We start from the raw sequence: 16234 nt of genomic DNA, 5'->3' as shown, positions 1-16234 counted from the left end.
CATTGTTAAATTGAAGAGCTGAAAAGCGAAATAGCTGAGCAGAGTGAGGCAAGCAATGACTGAACACGTTCAAGTCGGTGGCCTGCAGGTCGCCAAAGTCCTGTTCGACTTCGTGAACAACGAAGCCATTCCCGGTTCCGGCCTCACCGCCGACACGTTCTGGGCCGGTGCCGACAAGGTCATTCACGACCTGGCGCCGAAGAACAAAGCCCTACTCGCCAAACGCGATGATTTCCAGGCTCGTATCGATGGCTGGCACCAATCCCGTGCCGGTCAACCACACGATGCCGTGGCCTATAAAGCCTTCCTGCAAGACATCGGTTATCTGCTGCCAGAAGCGGCCGATTTCCAGGCAACGACGCAAAACGTCGATGATGAAATCGCCCGTATGGCCGGCCCGCAACTCGTGGTGCCGGTCATGAACGCCCGTTTCGCACTCAATGCTTCGAACGCCCGCTGGGGTTCGCTGTATGACGCGCTCTACGGCACCGACGCGATCAGCGAAGCTGACGGCGCGGAAAAAGGCAAAGGCTACAACAAGGTTCGCGGCGACAAGGTCATCGCCTTCGCCCGCGCCTTCCTCGATGAAGCGGCGCCATTGGCGGCCGGCTCCCATGTCGACTCTACCCGCTACACCATCGTTGACGGCAAACTGGTGGTCGCCCTCAAAGGCGGCAGCAACACCGGCCTGCGCAATGATGCCCAACTGATCGGCTTCCAGGGCGAGGCTTCGGCACCGACTGCGATCCTGCTGAAAAACCACGGCCTGCATTTCGAAATCCAGGTCGATGCCAGCACCCCGGTCGGCCAGACCGACGCCGCGGGCGTCAAAGACATCCTGATGGAAGCGGCGCTGACCACCATCATGGACTGCGAAGACTCGGTCGCTGCAGTCGATGCCGATGACAAAGTGGTGATCTACCGCAATTGGCTCGGCCTGATGAAGGGCGATCTGTCGGAAGAAGTCGCCAAGGGCGGTAAGACGTTTACCCGCACCATGAACGCCGATCGCACCTACACCGCCGTCGATGGCAGTGAACTGAGCCTGCATGGCCGTTCGTTGCTGTTCGTGCGCAACGTCGGTCACCTGATGACCATCGACGCGATCCTCGATAAAGACGGCAACGAAGTGCCGGAAGGTATCCTCGATGGCCTGGTCACTTGCCTGGCCGCACTGCACAACCTGAACGGCAACACGTCGCGCAAGAACACCCGCACCGGTTCGATCTACATCGTTAAACCGAAGATGCACGGCCCGGAAGAAGCGGCGTTCACCAACGAGCTGTTCGGTCGCATCGAAGACGTGCTGGCCCTGCCACGCAACACCCTCAAAGTCGGGATCATGGACGAGGAGCGTCGTACCACGATCAACCTCAAGGCCTGCATCAAGGCGGCCAGTGAGCGCGTGGTGTTCATCAACACCGGCTTCCTCGACCGTACCGGTGACGAAATCCACACCTCCATGGAAGCCGGCCCGATGGTGCGCAAGGCTGACATGAAGGCGGAAAAATGGATTGGCGCCTACGAGAACTCCAACGTCGATATCGGCTTGAGCACCGGCCTGCAAGGTCGCGCACAAATCGGTAAAGGCATGTGGGCCATGCCGGACCTGATGGCCGCGATGCTCGAACAGAAAATCGCTCACCCACTGGCCGGCGCCAACACCGCCTGGGTCCCTTCGCCGACCGCCGCTGCCTTGCACGCGCTGCACTACCACAAGGTTGACGTGTTCGCCCGCCAGGCCGAACTGGCCAAACGTGCTCACGCCTCGGTGGACGACATCCTGATCATCCCGCTGGCGGTGAACCCGCAGTGGACCGCCGAGCAGATCAAGAACGAACTGGACAACAACGCCCAGGGCATTCTCGGTTACGTGGTGCGCTGGATCGACCAGGGCGTCGGCTGTTCGAAAGTGCCGGACATCAACGACATCGGCCTGATGGAAGACCGTGCGACGCTGCGTATTTCCAGCCAGCACATCGCCAACTGGCTGCGTCACGGTATCGTCACTCAAGAGCAAGTGATGGAAAGCCTCAAGCGCATGGCGCCGGTGGTGGACCGTCAGAATGCCGGGGATGCGCTGTACCGTCCGCTGGCACCGAACTTCGACAGCAACATCGCCTTCCAGGCAGCCGTCGAACTGGTGATCGAAGGTACCCAGCAGCCAAACGGCTATACCGAGCCGGTCCTGCACCGTCGTCGTCGCGAGTTCAAGGCTGCCAATGGCCTGTAACTGAGCGTTTTCGCCGGACATGAAAAAGCCCTGATCGAACGATCAGGGCTTTTTCTTTTGCAAATGCGGTTCCCTGTGGGAACGAGCGGCGCTGACAGGTCTGACCTCAGACTCCATCCCCAACTCATGCTTCACCAGCGCCAGCAACTGACCGCTATCAATCGGCTTGAGCAGGAAATCCACCACACTCAAATGCATCGCCGCAATGGCGTCTTTCACGTCGGCATCCCCCGAGACGATGATGATCGGCATCGCCGCCCGCTCCGACTCACGCACCCGGCGGATCAGATCCAGGCCGTCTATGTGGCCCATTCGCAGATCGGTGATCACCAGGCCAATCGCCGGTTTCTCTGCCAGCATTTTGAGTGCGGTCTCGCCACTGGCGGCGGTCAGGCAGCGAATCCCGTCCAGCGCCAGAATCTCTGACAGCAATTCCCGGGCGTCTTTATCGTCATCGACGATCAGCACACGCTGCGGCGGCAAGTCAGGTTCCAGCATGACGGCACTGAGCGCCTCGCGCTCGGCGTCACTCAAAATATCGTGGTCGGACATGGCTTTCTCTACATGTTCAGTTCAATTCCCTAGCACAGTGGTCAGACATCGCTAAGCAGACCTTCAATGTGCACTTCGTCGGATATTTTTCCAATAGGGATGCCGAGAGGTTTTTCGCACAATTGCGTAAGGCTTTTCCGACATTCCCTCACACACATCACCTACCTAGACTTACGTCCAATGGGCACCCGGACCGCAGGGGCCGACCATGGCCGAGTCATCCGACGACAAAAAATCCAACAAGACTGCGGTTATGGTTATGAGTAAAGCGGACGCCTTCACACAGGCAGGGAAAACCGCGGTGTTGCAGAACATCCAGGGCACCTTGCAATTCCTTCAGCGCTTCCCGCCCTTCAATCAAATGGAACACGCGCACCTGGCGTACCTGGTTGAGCAGTGTCAGCTGCGTTTTTATGCGCCCGGCGAGAGCATCATCAAGCCTGCCGATGGCCCGGTTGAGCACTTTTACATCGTCAAGCAGGGCCGGGTCGTGGGCGAACGTCCGCACACGGCCAAGGGCGGCACTGAAACGACCTTCGAAATCACCACCGGCGAGTGTTTTCCCCTCGCCGCGTTGCTGGGCGAACGGGCGACCCGCACCGAGCATCTCGCCGCCGAAGACACTTTTTGCCTACAGCTGAACAAGCTCGCGTTCATCAAACTGTTCGCCATTTCCAGCACCTTCCGCGACTTTGCCCTACGCGGCGTCAGTAGCCTGTTGGATCAGGTCAACCAGCAGGTCCAGCAAAAGGCCGTGGAAACCCTCGGCACCCAATACTCGCTCAACACCCGCCTCGGCGAATTGGCCATGCGCCATCCGGTGACCTGCAGCCCGGAGACACCGCTGCGCGAAGCCGTGACCCTGATGCATGAACAGCAGGTGGGCAGCATTGTGGTGGTCGATGCGCAAAAGGCGCCGCTGGGGATTTTCACCCTGCGTGACTTGCGTCAGGTCGTGGCCAACGGCACGAATGACTTCAACGAAACCATCGAACGGCACATGACCCATGCGCCGTTTTTCCTGTCGCCGGATCACAGCGCCTTTGACGCCGCCATTGCCATGACCGAGCGCCACATCGCCCACGTCTGCCTGGTCAAGAACCAGCGCCTGTGCGGTGTGGTCTCGGAACGTGACCTGTTTTCCCTGCAACGGGTCGACCTGGTGCACCTGGCGCGCACCATTCGCAGCGCCCAGCGCGTGGAAAACCTGGTCACCCTGCGCGGCGAGATTGGTCAACTGGTGGAGCGCATGCTGGCCCACGGCGCGTCTTCGACCCAGATCACCCACATCATCACCCTGCTCAACGACCACACCGTGTGCCGGGTGATCGAGTTGACCCTGGCCGAGAAAGGCGACCCCGGCGTGCCGTTCAGTTGGCTGTGTTTCGGCAGCGAAGGCCGCCGCGAGCAAACCCTGCACACGGATCAGGACAACGGCATCATTTTTGAAGCGCGGGACGCCGCCCACGCCGCTGAAATTCGCGGCAAGTTGCTGCCCATCGCCCAGCAGATCAACCAGAGCCTGGCCCTGTGCGGCTTCACCCTGTGCAAGGGCAACATCATGGCCGGCAACCCCGAGCTGTGTTTGTCCCGAACCGAATGGGCTCGGCGTTTTGCAGCGTTTATCCGCGAGGCAACGCCGGAGAACCTGCTCGGTTCGAGTATCTATTTCGATTTGCGCGTGGTCTGGGGCAGCGAGCAAGGCTGCGAACAGTTGCGCCGCGCAATTCTCGATCAAGTCGGCGACAACCGCTTGTTCCAGCGCATGATGGCCGAGAACGCCTTGCGCAATCGTCCGCCCGTGGGCCGTTTCCGTGAGTTTGTACTGGCCCGGAAAAATGGCGAGAAGGCCACCCTCGACCTGAAGGTCCAGGGCCTGACCCCGTTCGTCGATGCTGCACGTTTGCTGGCCCTGGCCAACGGCGTCGAAGCGAACAACACGCTGGAGCGCTTTCGCCAGTTGGTCGACAAGGAGGTCATCGACGCCCTGGACGGTGCAGCGTATGAAGAGGCGTATCACTTCATCCAGCAAACCCGCATGCAGCAACATCAACGCCAGACCCGGGAAAACCTGCCCTACTCCAACCGCGTGGACCCGGACAGCCTCAATCATCTGGACCGACGCATCCTGCGTGAATCCCTGCGCCAGGCCCAACGCCTGCAAAGCAGCCTGACCCTGCGGTATCAGCTATGAGCCTGTTTTCATGGTTGCGCCCGGCCGGCCCGATCCTGTCCGGGGAGCTGCAACTACGCCTGCAACGCTTGCCAACAGCGACCGGGCTGAGTGAATGCAGCCTGCGCGAACAGCGCTGGGTCGTGCTGGACCTGGAAACCACCGGGCTGAACCTGAACAAGGACCGCGTGCTGTCCATCGGCGCCGTGGTAATCGAGGACGGCGCGATCGATTTTAGCCAACAGTTCGAACGCACCCTGCAATGCACCGAAGTCAAACTCGGTCCCAGCGTATTGATCCACGGCATCGGCCCCAGCGCGATTGCCGCCGGCAGTGACCCGGCGCTGGCATTGGTCGAATTCATGGAGTACGTCGGTGACAGCCCGATCCTGGCCTTTCATGCGCCGTTCGACCAACACATGCTCGGCCGCGCCTTGAAAGATCATCTGGGCTACAAATTGCAGCATCCCTTTCTGGATGTGGCGGACATCGCCCCGCTGCTGTGCCCGCAAGCCAACATCCGCGAGGCCGGGCTGGACGAGTGGATCGACTGGTTCAAGCTCGAAGTCTTCGAGCGCCACAACGCCAGCGCCGATGCCCTGGCGACCGCCGAATTGGCGCTGATCCTGTTCAGCCGGGCACGGCAGCAGCAGATTCACAGCCCGTTGAATCTGCAGCAGCGCCTGAATCAGTGGAAGCGCCGGCAGCACACACCGTCCTTCTGATCTTCGGCCTCTGTTCCGGCCTCATCGCTCCCACAAGGTTATGCACAATCCCTGTGGGAGCGTGGCTTGCCCGCGATAAACGATGACGCGGTCTCCCGACCAACGCCGATTGCTTTATCTCCCCCGCCTCTGACACAATCGCGAACCATTCTCGTTAGTTAACGCTTCCCAATCGGTAATGCTACGTGACGTCAGTCCCAAGCCCCCAAAATGAGCTCGTCGGTGCGTTATATCGCGACCATCGCGGTTGGCTGTTGGCCTGGCTTCGGCGCAACGTGGCCTGCCCGCAACGGGCCGAAGACCTGAGTCAGGACACGTTCGTGCGTTTGCTCGGCCGTGAGCAATTGAAGGAACCGCGCGAGCCTCGGGCCTTTCTGGTGGCCATTGCCAAAGGCCTGCTGTTTGACCACTTCCGCAGAGCCGCACTGGAACAGGCTTACCTCAACGAACTGATGCTGATTCCCGAAGCCGAGCAACCGTCGGTGGAAGAACAGCAAATGATCCTTGAAGACCTGAAAAACATCGATCGCCTGCTCGGCAAACTGTCGAGCAAGGCACGGGCGGCGTTTCTCTACAACCGTCTCGACGGCCTCAATCACGCGCAAATCGCCGAACGCCTGGGCGTATCGGTGCCACGGGTGCGCCAGTACCTGGCCCAGGGCATTCGGCAGTGCTACATCGCGCTGTACGGTGAGCCGACATGAACCCGATCAGTTCCAGGCCGGTATCGGCACAGGTACTGGACGCCGCGATTGCCTGGCAGCTGTCGCTGGATTCCGGCAACCCGGTCGAGCGCGAAGCGTTCTCCAAATGGCATGCCGCCCACGAAGAACACGCTCGCGCCTGGCGCCAGTTGGGCATGCTCGACCAGCGTTTCAGCGTCGCCAGCGGCCCGGCCCGCACCGCCCTGCTGCAATCGCGCGACAGCCTTCGCCGACGCGTGCGCAAGCTTGGCAGCGGCCTGGCCAGCGTCGTCGCGGTGGTGGGCCTGGCGCTGTTCACCGCAGATCGTTACCTGCCGCTCGACTATTGGCTGGCGGACCAGCGCACCGCCACCGGCGAACAACGCACCCTGCGCCTGGCCGACGGCACGCTGATCAACCTCAACACCCACAGCGCCGTGGACGTTCGCTTCGACGAGAAGCAGCGCCGGGTCATTCTTCAGGAAGGCGAGATCCTGATCGAAACGGCCCATGGCGATGCCCGACCGTTTATCGTCGAAACCCGCGAAGGCAGCATGCGCGCCCTGGGCACGCGTTTTCTGGTCAAGCGCGAAGCACAAGGCACGCGCCTGAGCGTGCTGCAGTCGGCAGTGGCCGCACACCCTGAATCGAGCCCGGACGAGCAGATCCTGCGCGAGGGCCAGCAAGTGCTGATACGCAACGACAGCCTGGGCCCGGTGACTGCGCTCGGCCTCGGCGCCGATGCCTGGACCCGCGGCATGCTGGTGGTGGACAACGCGCGGCTGGGAGACCTGGTGCACGAACTCGGCCGCTATCGCCGTGGGCATCTGGGTGTGACGCCGGAGGTGGCCGACCTGCGGATCACCGGCAGCTTCCCGCTCAAGGACACCAATCTGGCGCTGAACGCATTGCTGCCGACCCTGCCGGTGCAGATTGAGCAGCACACCTCGTGGTGGGTGACGGTAGCGGCGAAGACTGAGGCCAAGCGCAATCCCCTGTAGGAGCTGGCCTGCCAGCGATGGTCGTTAACGATAACGCCATGCTCATTGGATAAACGCGGGGCCTTAAAGGGCATAGCTGGGCAAACCGGCTCCTGCTGGTCCGCGATGACCTCGAAATAACTGAATCGAAATTATTTTCATCCCGCCCTATCACTTTTCAGTTTTCGCTCGGCACCTAGTCAATTGAGAAGTATTCCCTTTCAGGAGCCGCCGTATGTCCCGTTCACCAGACACCTTGTTGCGCCCCCGTTTGCTGGCGGTTGCCATTGCGCTTTGCGCCCCTCTGGCCAGTAGCCAACTGATTGCCGCTGAACAAGCCTCCAGCGTTCGCGCCTACAACCTGCCGGCCGCCCCCCTGGCCAGCACGTTGAACCAGATCGCCAGCCAGGCCGGCCTGGCGTTGACGCTCAATCCGTCGCTGGCGGCAGGCAAGACCTCGGCACCGGTCAAAGGCCCGTTCGACGCCCCTGGCGCCCTGCGTGAAGCCTTGCGCGGCAGCGGCCTGCAACTGGAGCAGAGCGGCAACGGCACCTACAGCCTGGCGGCCGTGCCCGAGGGCGCCTTGGCCCTGCCGGAAACCAGCGTGATCGGCACACAAGACACTGAAAGCGCCTGGGGACCGGTGCAAGGCTACCTGGCCAAGCGCACCGCCGCCGGGACCAAGACCGACACCGCTCTGGCCGAAGTGCCGCGCTCGATTTCGGTTGCCACTCGCGAGCAGATGGACGATCGCAACGTTCACAGCCTCGACGATGCCGTGCGCTATATGCCGGGCATTACCGCCAGCAGTTACGGCAGCGACACCCGTGCAGACTGGTTGCGTGTACGTGGTTTCGAACCCACCCAATTCCTCGACGGCCTGCCACTGCCTAATGGCGTATACGCCAACCCAAAACAGGAAACCTGGAACCTCGACCGCCTGGCCCTGTTGCGTGGCCCAGCCTCCTCCCTCTATGGCCAGACCCCGCCGGGCGGCCTGCTGGACATGGTCAGCCGCCGTCCCGGCGCCGAGTCCAGCAATGAAATCCAGCAGCAATACGGCAGCGACAATCACCGCCAGATCAATTTCGCCAGCACCGGCAAGATCGACGATGAAGGCCAGTTCCTCTACAGCCTGAGCGGTGTCGTGCGCGACAGCGGCACGCAGATCGACCATGTCGACAACAAGCGTTACAACATCGCGCCAAGCCTGACCTGGAACATCGACGAAGACACCCGTTTCACCCTGCTCACGCAATTCACCCGTGACGATACCGGCATCACCAGCCAGTTCCTGCCGATCCAGGGCACCAGGATCGACATGCCGTTCGGCGATATTTCCCACCACAAGAATCTCGGCGACCCGGACTGGGAATACTACGACCGCACCTATTACGCACTGGGCTACGCCTTCGAGCATCGCTTCAACGATGTCTGGCAGTTCCGGCAGAACCTGCGCTACACCAAATCCGATCTTTCTTTCCAGGCCATCACCGTCGGCGCCTACCCGTTTACCCAGGTCGACAACGCAGGCAACGTGGGCCGCTCGACCACCAGCACCGACGAAGACATCAGCCAGTTTGCGGTGGACAACAACTTCCAGGCCGATTTCGACACCGGCGATATTCGTCACACCCTGCTGCTCGGTCTCGATCACCAGCGCAGCAATACCCACTACACCTCGATCTTCGGTAGCGCGCCGGCCACTAACGTGGTCAGCCCGAGCTACGGCCAGACGATCGTTCGTCCACCACGTTCCAGTGCGTTCTATGACTACGACCAGAAGACCTACCAGACCGGTCTGTACATCCAGGACCAGATGGCCCTCGATCAATGGCGCCTGACGCTGGGGGGCCGTGAAGACTGGGTCCACACCGGCACCAGGTTCTTCAATCACGACGACGCAACCAACACTGAACGCGACAAGAAATTTAGCGGCAACGCGGCAATCAGCTACGTGTTCGACAACGGCTTCGTGCCCTACTTGTCGTACGCCGAGTCGTTCCAGCCGACCAGCAAAGCCACGGCCTCGCCGACCGACTCGTTCAAGCCGACCGAAGGCGAGCAATGGGAACTGGGCCTCAAATATCAACCGCCGGGCAGCAACACCTTACTGAGCGCTGCGGTGTATGACCTGACGCAGAAAAACGTCTCTGTCACCACCACCAACGCCGATAACGTTTCGATCACCAGCCAGACCGGCGAAGTGAAAGTCAAAGGCCTGGAGCTGGAAGCGGTTTCCGACGTGACCGAGAATCTCAAGGTCATCGCCGCTTACACCCTGGCCAAATCCGAAGTGCAAAAAGGCGACTTCAAGGGCAATCGCCTGCAACTGATGCCTAACCAGCAGGCTTCGCTGTGGGCTGACTACACGTGGCACAACGGCGTGCTGGACGGTTTCGGCATCGGCGCCGGCGCGCGCTATACCGGCAACACCTACGGCGACCAGGCCAACACCTGGCTAGGCAAGGCCGACGCCTACACCGTGTTCGACGCCGCTGTTCACTATGACCTCGGCCGTCTCGACAACAGCCTTAAAGGCGCCTCGCTGGCACTGAACGCGACCAACCTGCTCGACAAGGACTACATCTCCACTTGCGACGGTTTCTACTGCTACTACGGCGACCAACGCAGTGTCGTCGCCAGTGCCACCTACAAGTGGTAATGGCTTGATCTGACACGCCCTATACCCAGGCCGTCCTCCATGGACGGCCTGGGTGTTCCTGAAGGCCATGAAATGAAAAGCAAAACAATTCGCCGCTGGTCCGCCGTGCACACCTGGTCCAGCCTGATCTGCACGGTGTTCCTGCTGATGCTGGCCCTGACCGGCCTGCCGCTGATTTTCCATCACGAGATCGACCATTGGCTGGGCGATGCCGCCGAACTGAAGGTTATGCCTGCGGACACCCCGCGCCTGAATTTGCAGCAGTTGGTGCAGGCCGCCGAGCAGCATCGCCCCGGCGACGTCATGCAGTATTTCGGTTTCGAGGACGATGAGCCCGACGCCGTGGTCGCGATCATGGCGCCCACCGCCGGCACCGAACCGAATTCGTCCCACACCTTCATGCTCGACGCCCGCACTGGCGAAGCGCTGGAGATGCCGTCGGCCAACGGCGGTTTCATGATGTTCATGTTGCGCCTGCATGTAGACATGTTCGCCGGCCTACCGGGCAAGTTGCTGCTGGCATCCATGGGCATCCTGTTCGTGATGGCGATCATTTCCGGCACCGTGCTGTATCTGCCGTTCATGCGGCGCTTGCAATTCGGCACCGTGCGCCAGGACAAATCCATCCGCCTGCGCTGGCTCGATTTGCACAACCTGATCGGCGTCGTGACCCTGACCTGGGCCCTGGTGGTGGGCGTGACCGGGGTCATCAGTGCCTGCGCCGACTTGCTGATCGCCGCCTGGCGCAACGACAGCCTCAGCGCAATGATCGCGCCTTACCGCGACGCACCGCCGCTGACACAATTGGCGCCCGCGACCCGGTTGCTGGACATCGCCAACGAAGTCGCGCCAGACATGCAGCCAGACTTCATTGCCTTCCCCGGCACCCGCTTCTCCAGCGAACACCATTACGCGGTGTTCATGAAAGGCAGCACGCACCTGACCTCGCACCTGCTGACGCCAGTACTGATTGACGCCAGCACCCTGCAGGTCACCGCCGTGGCCGAACGCCCGTGGTACATGGACGCCATGGGCATGTCGCAGCCGCTGCACTTCGGTGACTACGGCGGCATGCCGATGAAAATCCTCTGGGCGACCCTGGATGTGCTGACGATCATCGTACTCGGTAGCGGGGTTTACCTTTGGCTGGTACGGCGCAAAACCGCGAAACCGCTGCTGAAAAAAGCGGAGAGCGTGGCATGAGGCCCCGCCAGTCGAACGTCTGGAAGGTCTTCGCCACCCCCACCGTCATCGCCCTGTTCAGTGCCGCCGGGTTGTTTGCCGCGCTCCTGGGCGATGGCATTTGGGATGCCTTGAGCTGGCTGGGCTTGGGGATTCCCGCTGTGCTTGGCCTGCGAGGATTGATGCAACGCAATTGACGCGACATCCCCTGTAGGAGCGAGCCCTGCTCGCGATGCATTCGAATACGCCGCAGGGCATCAGGCGTACCGCGTCATCGTTGTCGACCATCGCGACGGTGCGACGATTCGACAGGCTCGCCCCTACAGGTCATACGACAACCACTCTTCCCCGCCCGTCGCCTTCTTCCGCAAATCCTCTGACATATTTGTTGACACTTTAACCTGTGTGCCTCTATAAAGACGCATGTTGTACGACAACCTACAACAACTGTAGCACCAAAAAATCCAAAAATAAAGAATGGTGAAGTGATGAAAGTCAAAGGCATCCGTTGGTGGATGGTCGGTCTGGTGACTGCCGGCCTGATGGTCAACTACCTGGCTCGCAATACCCTCTCAGTGGCCGCTCCGACCCTGATGAGCGAAATGAACATCTCCACCGAGCAGTACTCGCACATCGTTGTCGCCTGGCAGGTGTGCTATGCGCTGATGCAACCGGTTGCCGGCTACATCATCGATGCCATCGGCACCAAAATGGGCTTCGCCATTTTTGCTTTCGCCTGGTCGATCGCCTGTGCGCTGGCGGCACTGGCGACGGGTTGGCAGGGACTGGCGTTTGTCCGTGGCCTGCTCGGCCTGACGGAGGCGGCCGGTTTGCCGGCGGCGGTCAAGACTTCCACCGAATGGTTCCCGGCCAAAGAGCGCTCGGTGGCCATCGGCTGGTTCAACATCGGCTCGTCGATCGGTGCCGTGCTGGCGCCGCCTCTGGTGGTCTGGGCGATCTTGCACAGCGGCTGGGAGCTGGCGTTCCTGATCGTCGGCGGCCTGGGCGTCGCCTGGACGTTCCTGTGGATGATTCTCTACAAGCATCCGCGTGATCAAAAACGCCTGAGCGATGAAGAACGCGACTACATCCTCAGCGGTCAGGAAGATCACTTCAAAGACACAACCCACAAAAAGGGCAGTTGGAAGAAGATCATCGGCAGCCGCAACTTCTACGCCATCGCCAGTGCCCGGATGCTCTCCGAGCCGGCCTGGCAGACCTTCAACGCGTGGATCCCGCTGTACCTGATGACCGAGCGGCACATGAACATCAAGGAAATCGCGATGTTCGCCTGGCTGCCGTTCCTTGCCGCTGACCTGGGCTGCGTGCTCGGTGGTTACCTGAGCCCGTTCTTCCACAAGTACTGCAACGTGTCGCTGTTCACTTCGCGCAAAATGGTCCTGCTGTTCGGTGCCTCGTGCATGATCGGCCCGGCGTGCATCGGCCTGGTCGCCAGCCCTTACACCGCCATTGCGTTGCTGTGCATCGGTGGCTTTGCCCACCAGACCTTGTCCGGTGCGCTGTATGCGATCACCTCCGACTCGTTCGGCAAAAACGAAGTGGCCACCGCCACGGGCATGGGCGGCATGTTCGGCTACCTGGGCGCGGCCGCCTTCACCCTGGTGTTTGGCGTGATGGTGACCAAGATCGGCTACAGCCCGCTGTTCGTGGTGCTGGCGATTTTCGACATCGTGGCAGCGTTCATCGTCTGGACCGTTGCTCGTGAACTCAAGCCCCGGGCAGCTTCAGGCCCTGAAGCCGGGCAGACGCTGCAACCCGCCAGCTAACACGCAAACCCTGTAGGAGCGAGCCTGTCGAATCGTCGCACCGTCGCGAGGGTCGTTAACGATGACGCCGCGCACCTGACACCGCGCGGCGTCCTCAGGTTTTTCGCGAGCAGGCTCGCTCCTACAGGTGACGGTGATCTTGAGCTATCGCATCCACAGGTTATGCTGCGTGACACCGCCACCGACCGAGTGACTGCCATGTCCGCCCCGAGCATGACCCTGTACCACAACCCTCTTTCGCCCTTCGTCCGCAAAGTCATGGTGCTGCTGCACGAAACCGGTCAACAGGACCGCGTGGCCCTGCAAAACTGCGTGCTCACACCCGTCGCCCCGGACCAGGCCCTGATCGACGACAACCCACTGAGCAAAATCCCCGCCTTGCGCCTGCCCGACGGCAACGTCATCCACGACAGCCGGGTGATCCTCGACTACCTCGACCACCAGCACGTCGGCAACCCGCTGATTCCCCGCGACGGCTCCGCACGCTGGCGGCGCCTGACCCTGGCCTCTATGGCGGACGGCATCATGGACGCCGCCGTGCTGGTCCGTTACGAAGTGGCCCTGCGTGCCCCGGAAAAACACTGGGATGAGTGGCTCGACGGCCAACGCGACAAGATCCGCCGCGCCCTGGCGCTGCTGGAAAAGGATGCGATTGCCGAACTGACCAGCCATTTCGATGTGGCGGCGATCAGCGTGGCCTGTGCGCTGGGTTACCTGGACTTGCGCCATCCGGACCTGGACTGGCGTGATGCGAACCCGCAGTTGGCGGCCTGGTATTTCGAGGTAAGCCAGCGGCCTTCGATGATTGCGACCATGCCGAAGGTCTGACCTGGCGACGCCAACGCACTAGCAGTTCTGATAGTGGGCAAAAACTGCAAAAGCTCCGATGCTCAAGGTCCGGCCAACTGGACCTTGCACGGAGCTCAACCCATGCCCGATTCACCCCATGAAACCCTGCTGTGCCGCTACCACTACGATCCGCTGGACCGCCAGAGTGGCTGCACGGTGCCTCAACAACCGGTCATCCAGCGATTTCATTGTGACGGCCGATTGACCACTGAAATCCAGGGCGGTACGCGCTGGAGCATCCTCCAGCACGGCGACCATCTGCTCGCACAACGAAATCATCGCGAAGCAAGCGTGACCGCCACGTTACTGGCGACCGATCAGCAACGTTCCGTGCTCAACACCCTCGACGCCACGGGACCTCATCCCCTCGCTTATTCCCCTTATGGCCATCATCCGGCGGTCGATAGACTGCTGAGCCTGCGCGGCTTCAACGGCGAACAGCCGGACCCGCTGACCGGGCACTATCATCTGGGCAATGGGTATCGGCAGTTCAACCCGGTGTTGATGCGGTTTAACAGTCCGGACAGTTGGAGCCCGTTTGGTAAGGGGGGAATTAATGCTTATGCATATTGCGAGGGAGACCCGGCAAATAGAGTTGATCCAAATGGGCACTGGTATCAGAGCTTCATCAAGAAACTGAGTAAAAACATCAGCAGCAACCCACTCCACCCGACGCAAAAAATCTCAAAAGAGACCACCGATTCGTTTTTACATTCAATTGAACTATTGGGCGGACAAAAAGAATTTAAAAAAATTGCATACCAAAACTACAAAAAGCCAAAACACTACCTAATCAACAATACGCCTGAAGTTAAACCCCTCCCCCCTTCAGACATCGACATGACTATCAACTTTATCGTTGACACGGAGCACGCACAAAACGTAATAACCAGATTTGAGCTTCTAACCACTCACGAAAGAGTCAGTGCAGATATACTTTATGGACTGCCCACGCTTAATAGCCACGACAGCGCGAACTTGTTCAGGCGACTGGAAGATATGGCAAGAGAGAGAGCAGCTCTATCACCACTCTACGACTTGGCCAAACAACCTCCACCCTCTTATGAAGCGGCTACTCTCCCAACCTATGCCGAGGTAATCAGGCAGGGTGGGTAGCAACCGACCGAGGCGCAGCACAGCAAGTCCGCGACACAGCGTCGGGTTTCTTCGAAGCTCACATCTTCTCAATGGACCCAGGATGAGCGACGTCCCCCCTATCAGATCTGCTAGTAGGCAACCGCTGTAAAAACTCCGATGCTCAAGGTCCGGCCAACCGGACCTTGCACGGAGCTCAAGCCATGCCCAATTCACCCCATGAAACCCTGCTGTGCCGCTACCACTACGATCCGCTGGACCGCCAGAGTGGCTGCACGGTGCCTCAACAACCGGTCATCCAGCGATTTCATTGTGACGGCCGATTGACCACTGAAATCCAGGGCGGTACGCGCTGGAGCATCCTCCAGCACGGCGACCAGTTGCTGGCGCAACGAAATCATCGCGAAGCAAGCGTGACCGCCACGTTACTGGCAACCGATCAGCAACGTTCCGTGCTCAACACCCTCGACGCCACGGGACCTCATCCTCTCGCTTATTCCCCCTATGGCCACCACCCTGCGATCGATAGGTTGCCAAGCGTGCGCGGCTTCAATGGCGAACAGCCTGACCCGTTGACCGGGCACTATCATCTGGGCAATGGGTATCGGCAGTTCAACCCGGTGTTGATGCGGTTTAACAGTCCGGACAGTTGGAGTCCGTTTGGGGAGGGGGGGTTGAATGCGTATGGGTATTGTGAGGGGGATCCGATAAATCTGGTGGATCGAAACGGACATGCGCCTTTTTGGGTCCGTTTTTTGACAAGACTCAATCAGGACAATAAGACCTTTCATATACCCAGACCACAGCTAGCTCACAATAGTAAAAAGCTCATATCCAAAATCAATCAACCTGCTGGCGCCAAAAGTTTAACAGACCCCAAACACAGCGCTTCCACCAAAGGCGCAGAAGCTAACACAGGCATAGAAAAAAAACCAAATATATCAACTAACAACCCAGCATCAGGCTTTAATATAGAAATTAAAAAAAGGCTGAACGGCTTGATTCAACCACGCATCGAGACTTTAGATAGATCAATAAGCAACCTGGAATACAAGCGCACTAAAGAAATAAAAAATGCGCGACACTCACACAATGAAAAAGACGTTGCGCGCCTCTCAGAGAAAATAAGAAGCAAAGAAAAAGAAAGACAACATTATCAATATTGGTCCGAAAACCTAGACCAATTAAAAAATAACGAATTGATAGATTTGGAATATGAACTAATGCTCAAAAAGCTCAACTTACTTTAAACAAATACAAAAGTTTGCAGCCTATTTCAGCTCCTGCATCAAACATGTGCTTCTGGAGCT

General features: G+C 59.7%; 13 protein-coding genes. 12 read left to right on the top strand and 1 reads right to left on the bottom strand.

Annotation, left to right across the window (positions count from 1 at the left end; all coding sequences use genetic code 11):
• The first annotated feature begins 55 nt into the window (after positions 1–55).
• Positions 56–2233, top strand: coding sequence for a malate synthase G (locus ACX3YD_RS01595; protein ID WP_458959143.1), 2178 nt, complete (start codon positions 56–58; stop codon positions 2231–2233).
• Between the two features lie 42 nt (positions 2234–2275).
• On the opposite strand, the gene ACX3YD_RS01590 is transcribed toward ACX3YD_RS01595, so the two are convergent.
• The gene (locus ACX3YD_RS01590; RefSeq protein WP_103404147.1) at positions 2276–2785 is read right to left on the bottom strand and encodes a response regulator; all 510 of its coding nucleotides are present in this window, start codon (positions 2783–2785) and stop codon (positions 2276–2278) included.
• 253 nt (positions 2786–3038) lie between these two features.
• On the opposite strand from ACX3YD_RS01590, the gene ACX3YD_RS01585 reads away from it, so the two are divergent.
• The 11 genes from ACX3YD_RS01585 to ACX3YD_RS01535 all read left to right on the top strand — a co-directional run bounded on the left by ACX3YD_RS01585 (position 3039) and on the right by ACX3YD_RS01535 (position 16174).
• Entirely contained in the window at positions 3039–4979 is a 1941-nt protein-coding gene (locus tag ACX3YD_RS01585) for a putative nucleotidyltransferase substrate binding domain-containing protein (protein WP_103404189.1), read from the top strand.
• Positions 4976–5683, top strand: coding sequence for a 3'-5' exonuclease (locus tag ACX3YD_RS01580; protein WP_103404148.1), 708 nt, complete (start codon positions 4976–4978; stop codon positions 5681–5683). The genes ACX3YD_RS01585 and ACX3YD_RS01580 overlap by 4 nt, the downstream gene beginning before the upstream one ends.
• Before the next feature lie 185 nt (positions 5684–5868).
• Positions 5869–6387, top strand: a complete 519-nt coding sequence (locus ACX3YD_RS01575; protein ID WP_103404149.1) for an RNA polymerase sigma factor — start codon at positions 5869–5871, stop codon at positions 6385–6387.
• Positions 6384–7367 (top strand): FecR domain-containing protein, encoded by a 984-nt coding sequence (locus tag ACX3YD_RS01570; protein ID WP_458959142.1) that lies wholly within the window; start codon positions 6384–6386, stop codon positions 7365–7367. The genes ACX3YD_RS01575 and ACX3YD_RS01570 overlap by 4 nt, the downstream gene beginning before the upstream one ends.
• A gap of 214 nt (positions 7368–7581) precedes the next feature.
• Complete coding sequence (locus ACX3YD_RS01565; RefSeq protein WP_458959141.1) at positions 7582–10011, top strand: TonB-dependent siderophore receptor; 2430 nt, start codon at positions 7582–7584, stop codon at positions 10009–10011.
• 72 nt (positions 10012–10083) lie between these two features.
• The gene (locus ACX3YD_RS01560; protein WP_458959140.1) at positions 10084–11214 is read left to right on the top strand and encodes a PepSY-associated TM helix domain-containing protein; all 1131 of its coding nucleotides are present in this window, start codon (positions 10084–10086) and stop codon (positions 11212–11214) included.
• Positions 11211–11390 (top strand): hypothetical protein, encoded by a 180-nt coding sequence (locus tag ACX3YD_RS01555; RefSeq protein ID WP_458959139.1) that lies wholly within the window; start codon positions 11211–11213, stop codon positions 11388–11390. The genes ACX3YD_RS01560 and ACX3YD_RS01555 overlap by 4 nt, the downstream gene beginning before the upstream one ends.
• A gap of 291 nt (positions 11391–11681) precedes the next feature.
• On the top strand, positions 11682–12980 hold the full coding sequence (locus ACX3YD_RS01550) for an MFS transporter (protein WP_458959138.1): 1299 nt from the start codon (positions 11682–11684) through the stop codon (positions 12978–12980).
• Between the two features lie 198 nt (positions 12981–13178).
• Complete coding sequence (locus ACX3YD_RS01545) at positions 13179–13808, top strand: glutathione S-transferase (RefSeq protein ID WP_458959137.1); 630 nt, start codon at positions 13179–13181, stop codon at positions 13806–13808.
• Positions 13809–13910: 102 nt separating this feature from the next.
• A complete protein-coding gene (locus ACX3YD_RS01540) occupies positions 13911–14945 on the top strand; it encodes an RHS repeat-associated core domain-containing protein (RefSeq protein ID WP_458959136.1) in 1035 nt (344 codons plus the stop codon).
• A 182-nt stretch (positions 14946–15127) separates the two neighbouring features.
• Positions 15128–16174 carry an RHS repeat-associated core domain-containing protein gene (locus ACX3YD_RS01535; RefSeq protein WP_458959135.1) on the top strand — a complete coding sequence of 349 codons (1047 nt, stop codon included), beginning with the start codon at positions 15128–15130 and terminating at the stop codon, positions 16172–16174.
• Positions 16175–16234: the final 60 nt, after the last annotated feature.

The sequence above is a fragment of the Pseudomonas fluorescens group sp. PF-1 genome (assembly GCF_054481335.1).
Note: the sequence above shows the minus strand (reverse complement) of the source record. Positions and strands in the feature narration are given on the sequence as shown.

Bases quoted from the DNA above. Each gene is read 5' to 3' on its own strand.
- ACX3YD_RS01585 (WP_103404189.1), top strand. From the start codon at position 3,039: ATGGTTATGAGTAAAGCGGACGCCTTCACACAGGCAGGGAAAACCGCG.
- ACX3YD_RS01535 (WP_458959135.1), top strand. From the start codon at position 15,128: ATGCCCAATTCACCCCATGAAACCCTGCTGTGCCGCTACCACTACGAT.
- ACX3YD_RS01555 (WP_458959139.1), top strand. From the start codon at position 11,211: ATGAGGCCCCGCCAGTCGAACGTCTGGAAGGTCTTCGCCACCCCCACC.
- ACX3YD_RS01590 (WP_103404147.1), bottom strand. From the start codon at position 2,785: ATGTCCGACCACGATATTTTGAGTGACGCCGAGCGCGAGGCGCTCAGT.
- ACX3YD_RS01595 (WP_458959143.1), top strand. From the start codon at position 56: ATGACTGAACACGTTCAAGTCGGTGGCCTGCAGGTCGCCAAAGTCCTG.
- ACX3YD_RS01570 (WP_458959142.1), top strand. From the start codon at position 6,384: ATGAACCCGATCAGTTCCAGGCCGGTATCGGCACAGGTACTGGACGCC.
- ACX3YD_RS01550 (WP_458959138.1), top strand. From the start codon at position 11,682: ATGAAAGTCAAAGGCATCCGTTGGTGGATGGTCGGTCTGGTGACTGCC.
- ACX3YD_RS01545 (WP_458959137.1), top strand. From the start codon at position 13,179: ATGTCCGCCCCGAGCATGACCCTGTACCACAACCCTCTTTCGCCCTTC.
- ACX3YD_RS01580 (WP_103404148.1), top strand. From the start codon at position 4,976: ATGAGCCTGTTTTCATGGTTGCGCCCGGCCGGCCCGATCCTGTCCGGG.
- ACX3YD_RS01565 (WP_458959141.1), top strand. From the start codon at position 7,582: ATGTCCCGTTCACCAGACACCTTGTTGCGCCCCCGTTTGCTGGCGGTT.
- ACX3YD_RS01560 (WP_458959140.1), top strand. From the start codon at position 10,084: ATGAAAAGCAAAACAATTCGCCGCTGGTCCGCCGTGCACACCTGGTCC.
- ACX3YD_RS01540 (WP_458959136.1), top strand. From the start codon at position 13,911: ATGCCCGATTCACCCCATGAAACCCTGCTGTGCCGCTACCACTACGAT.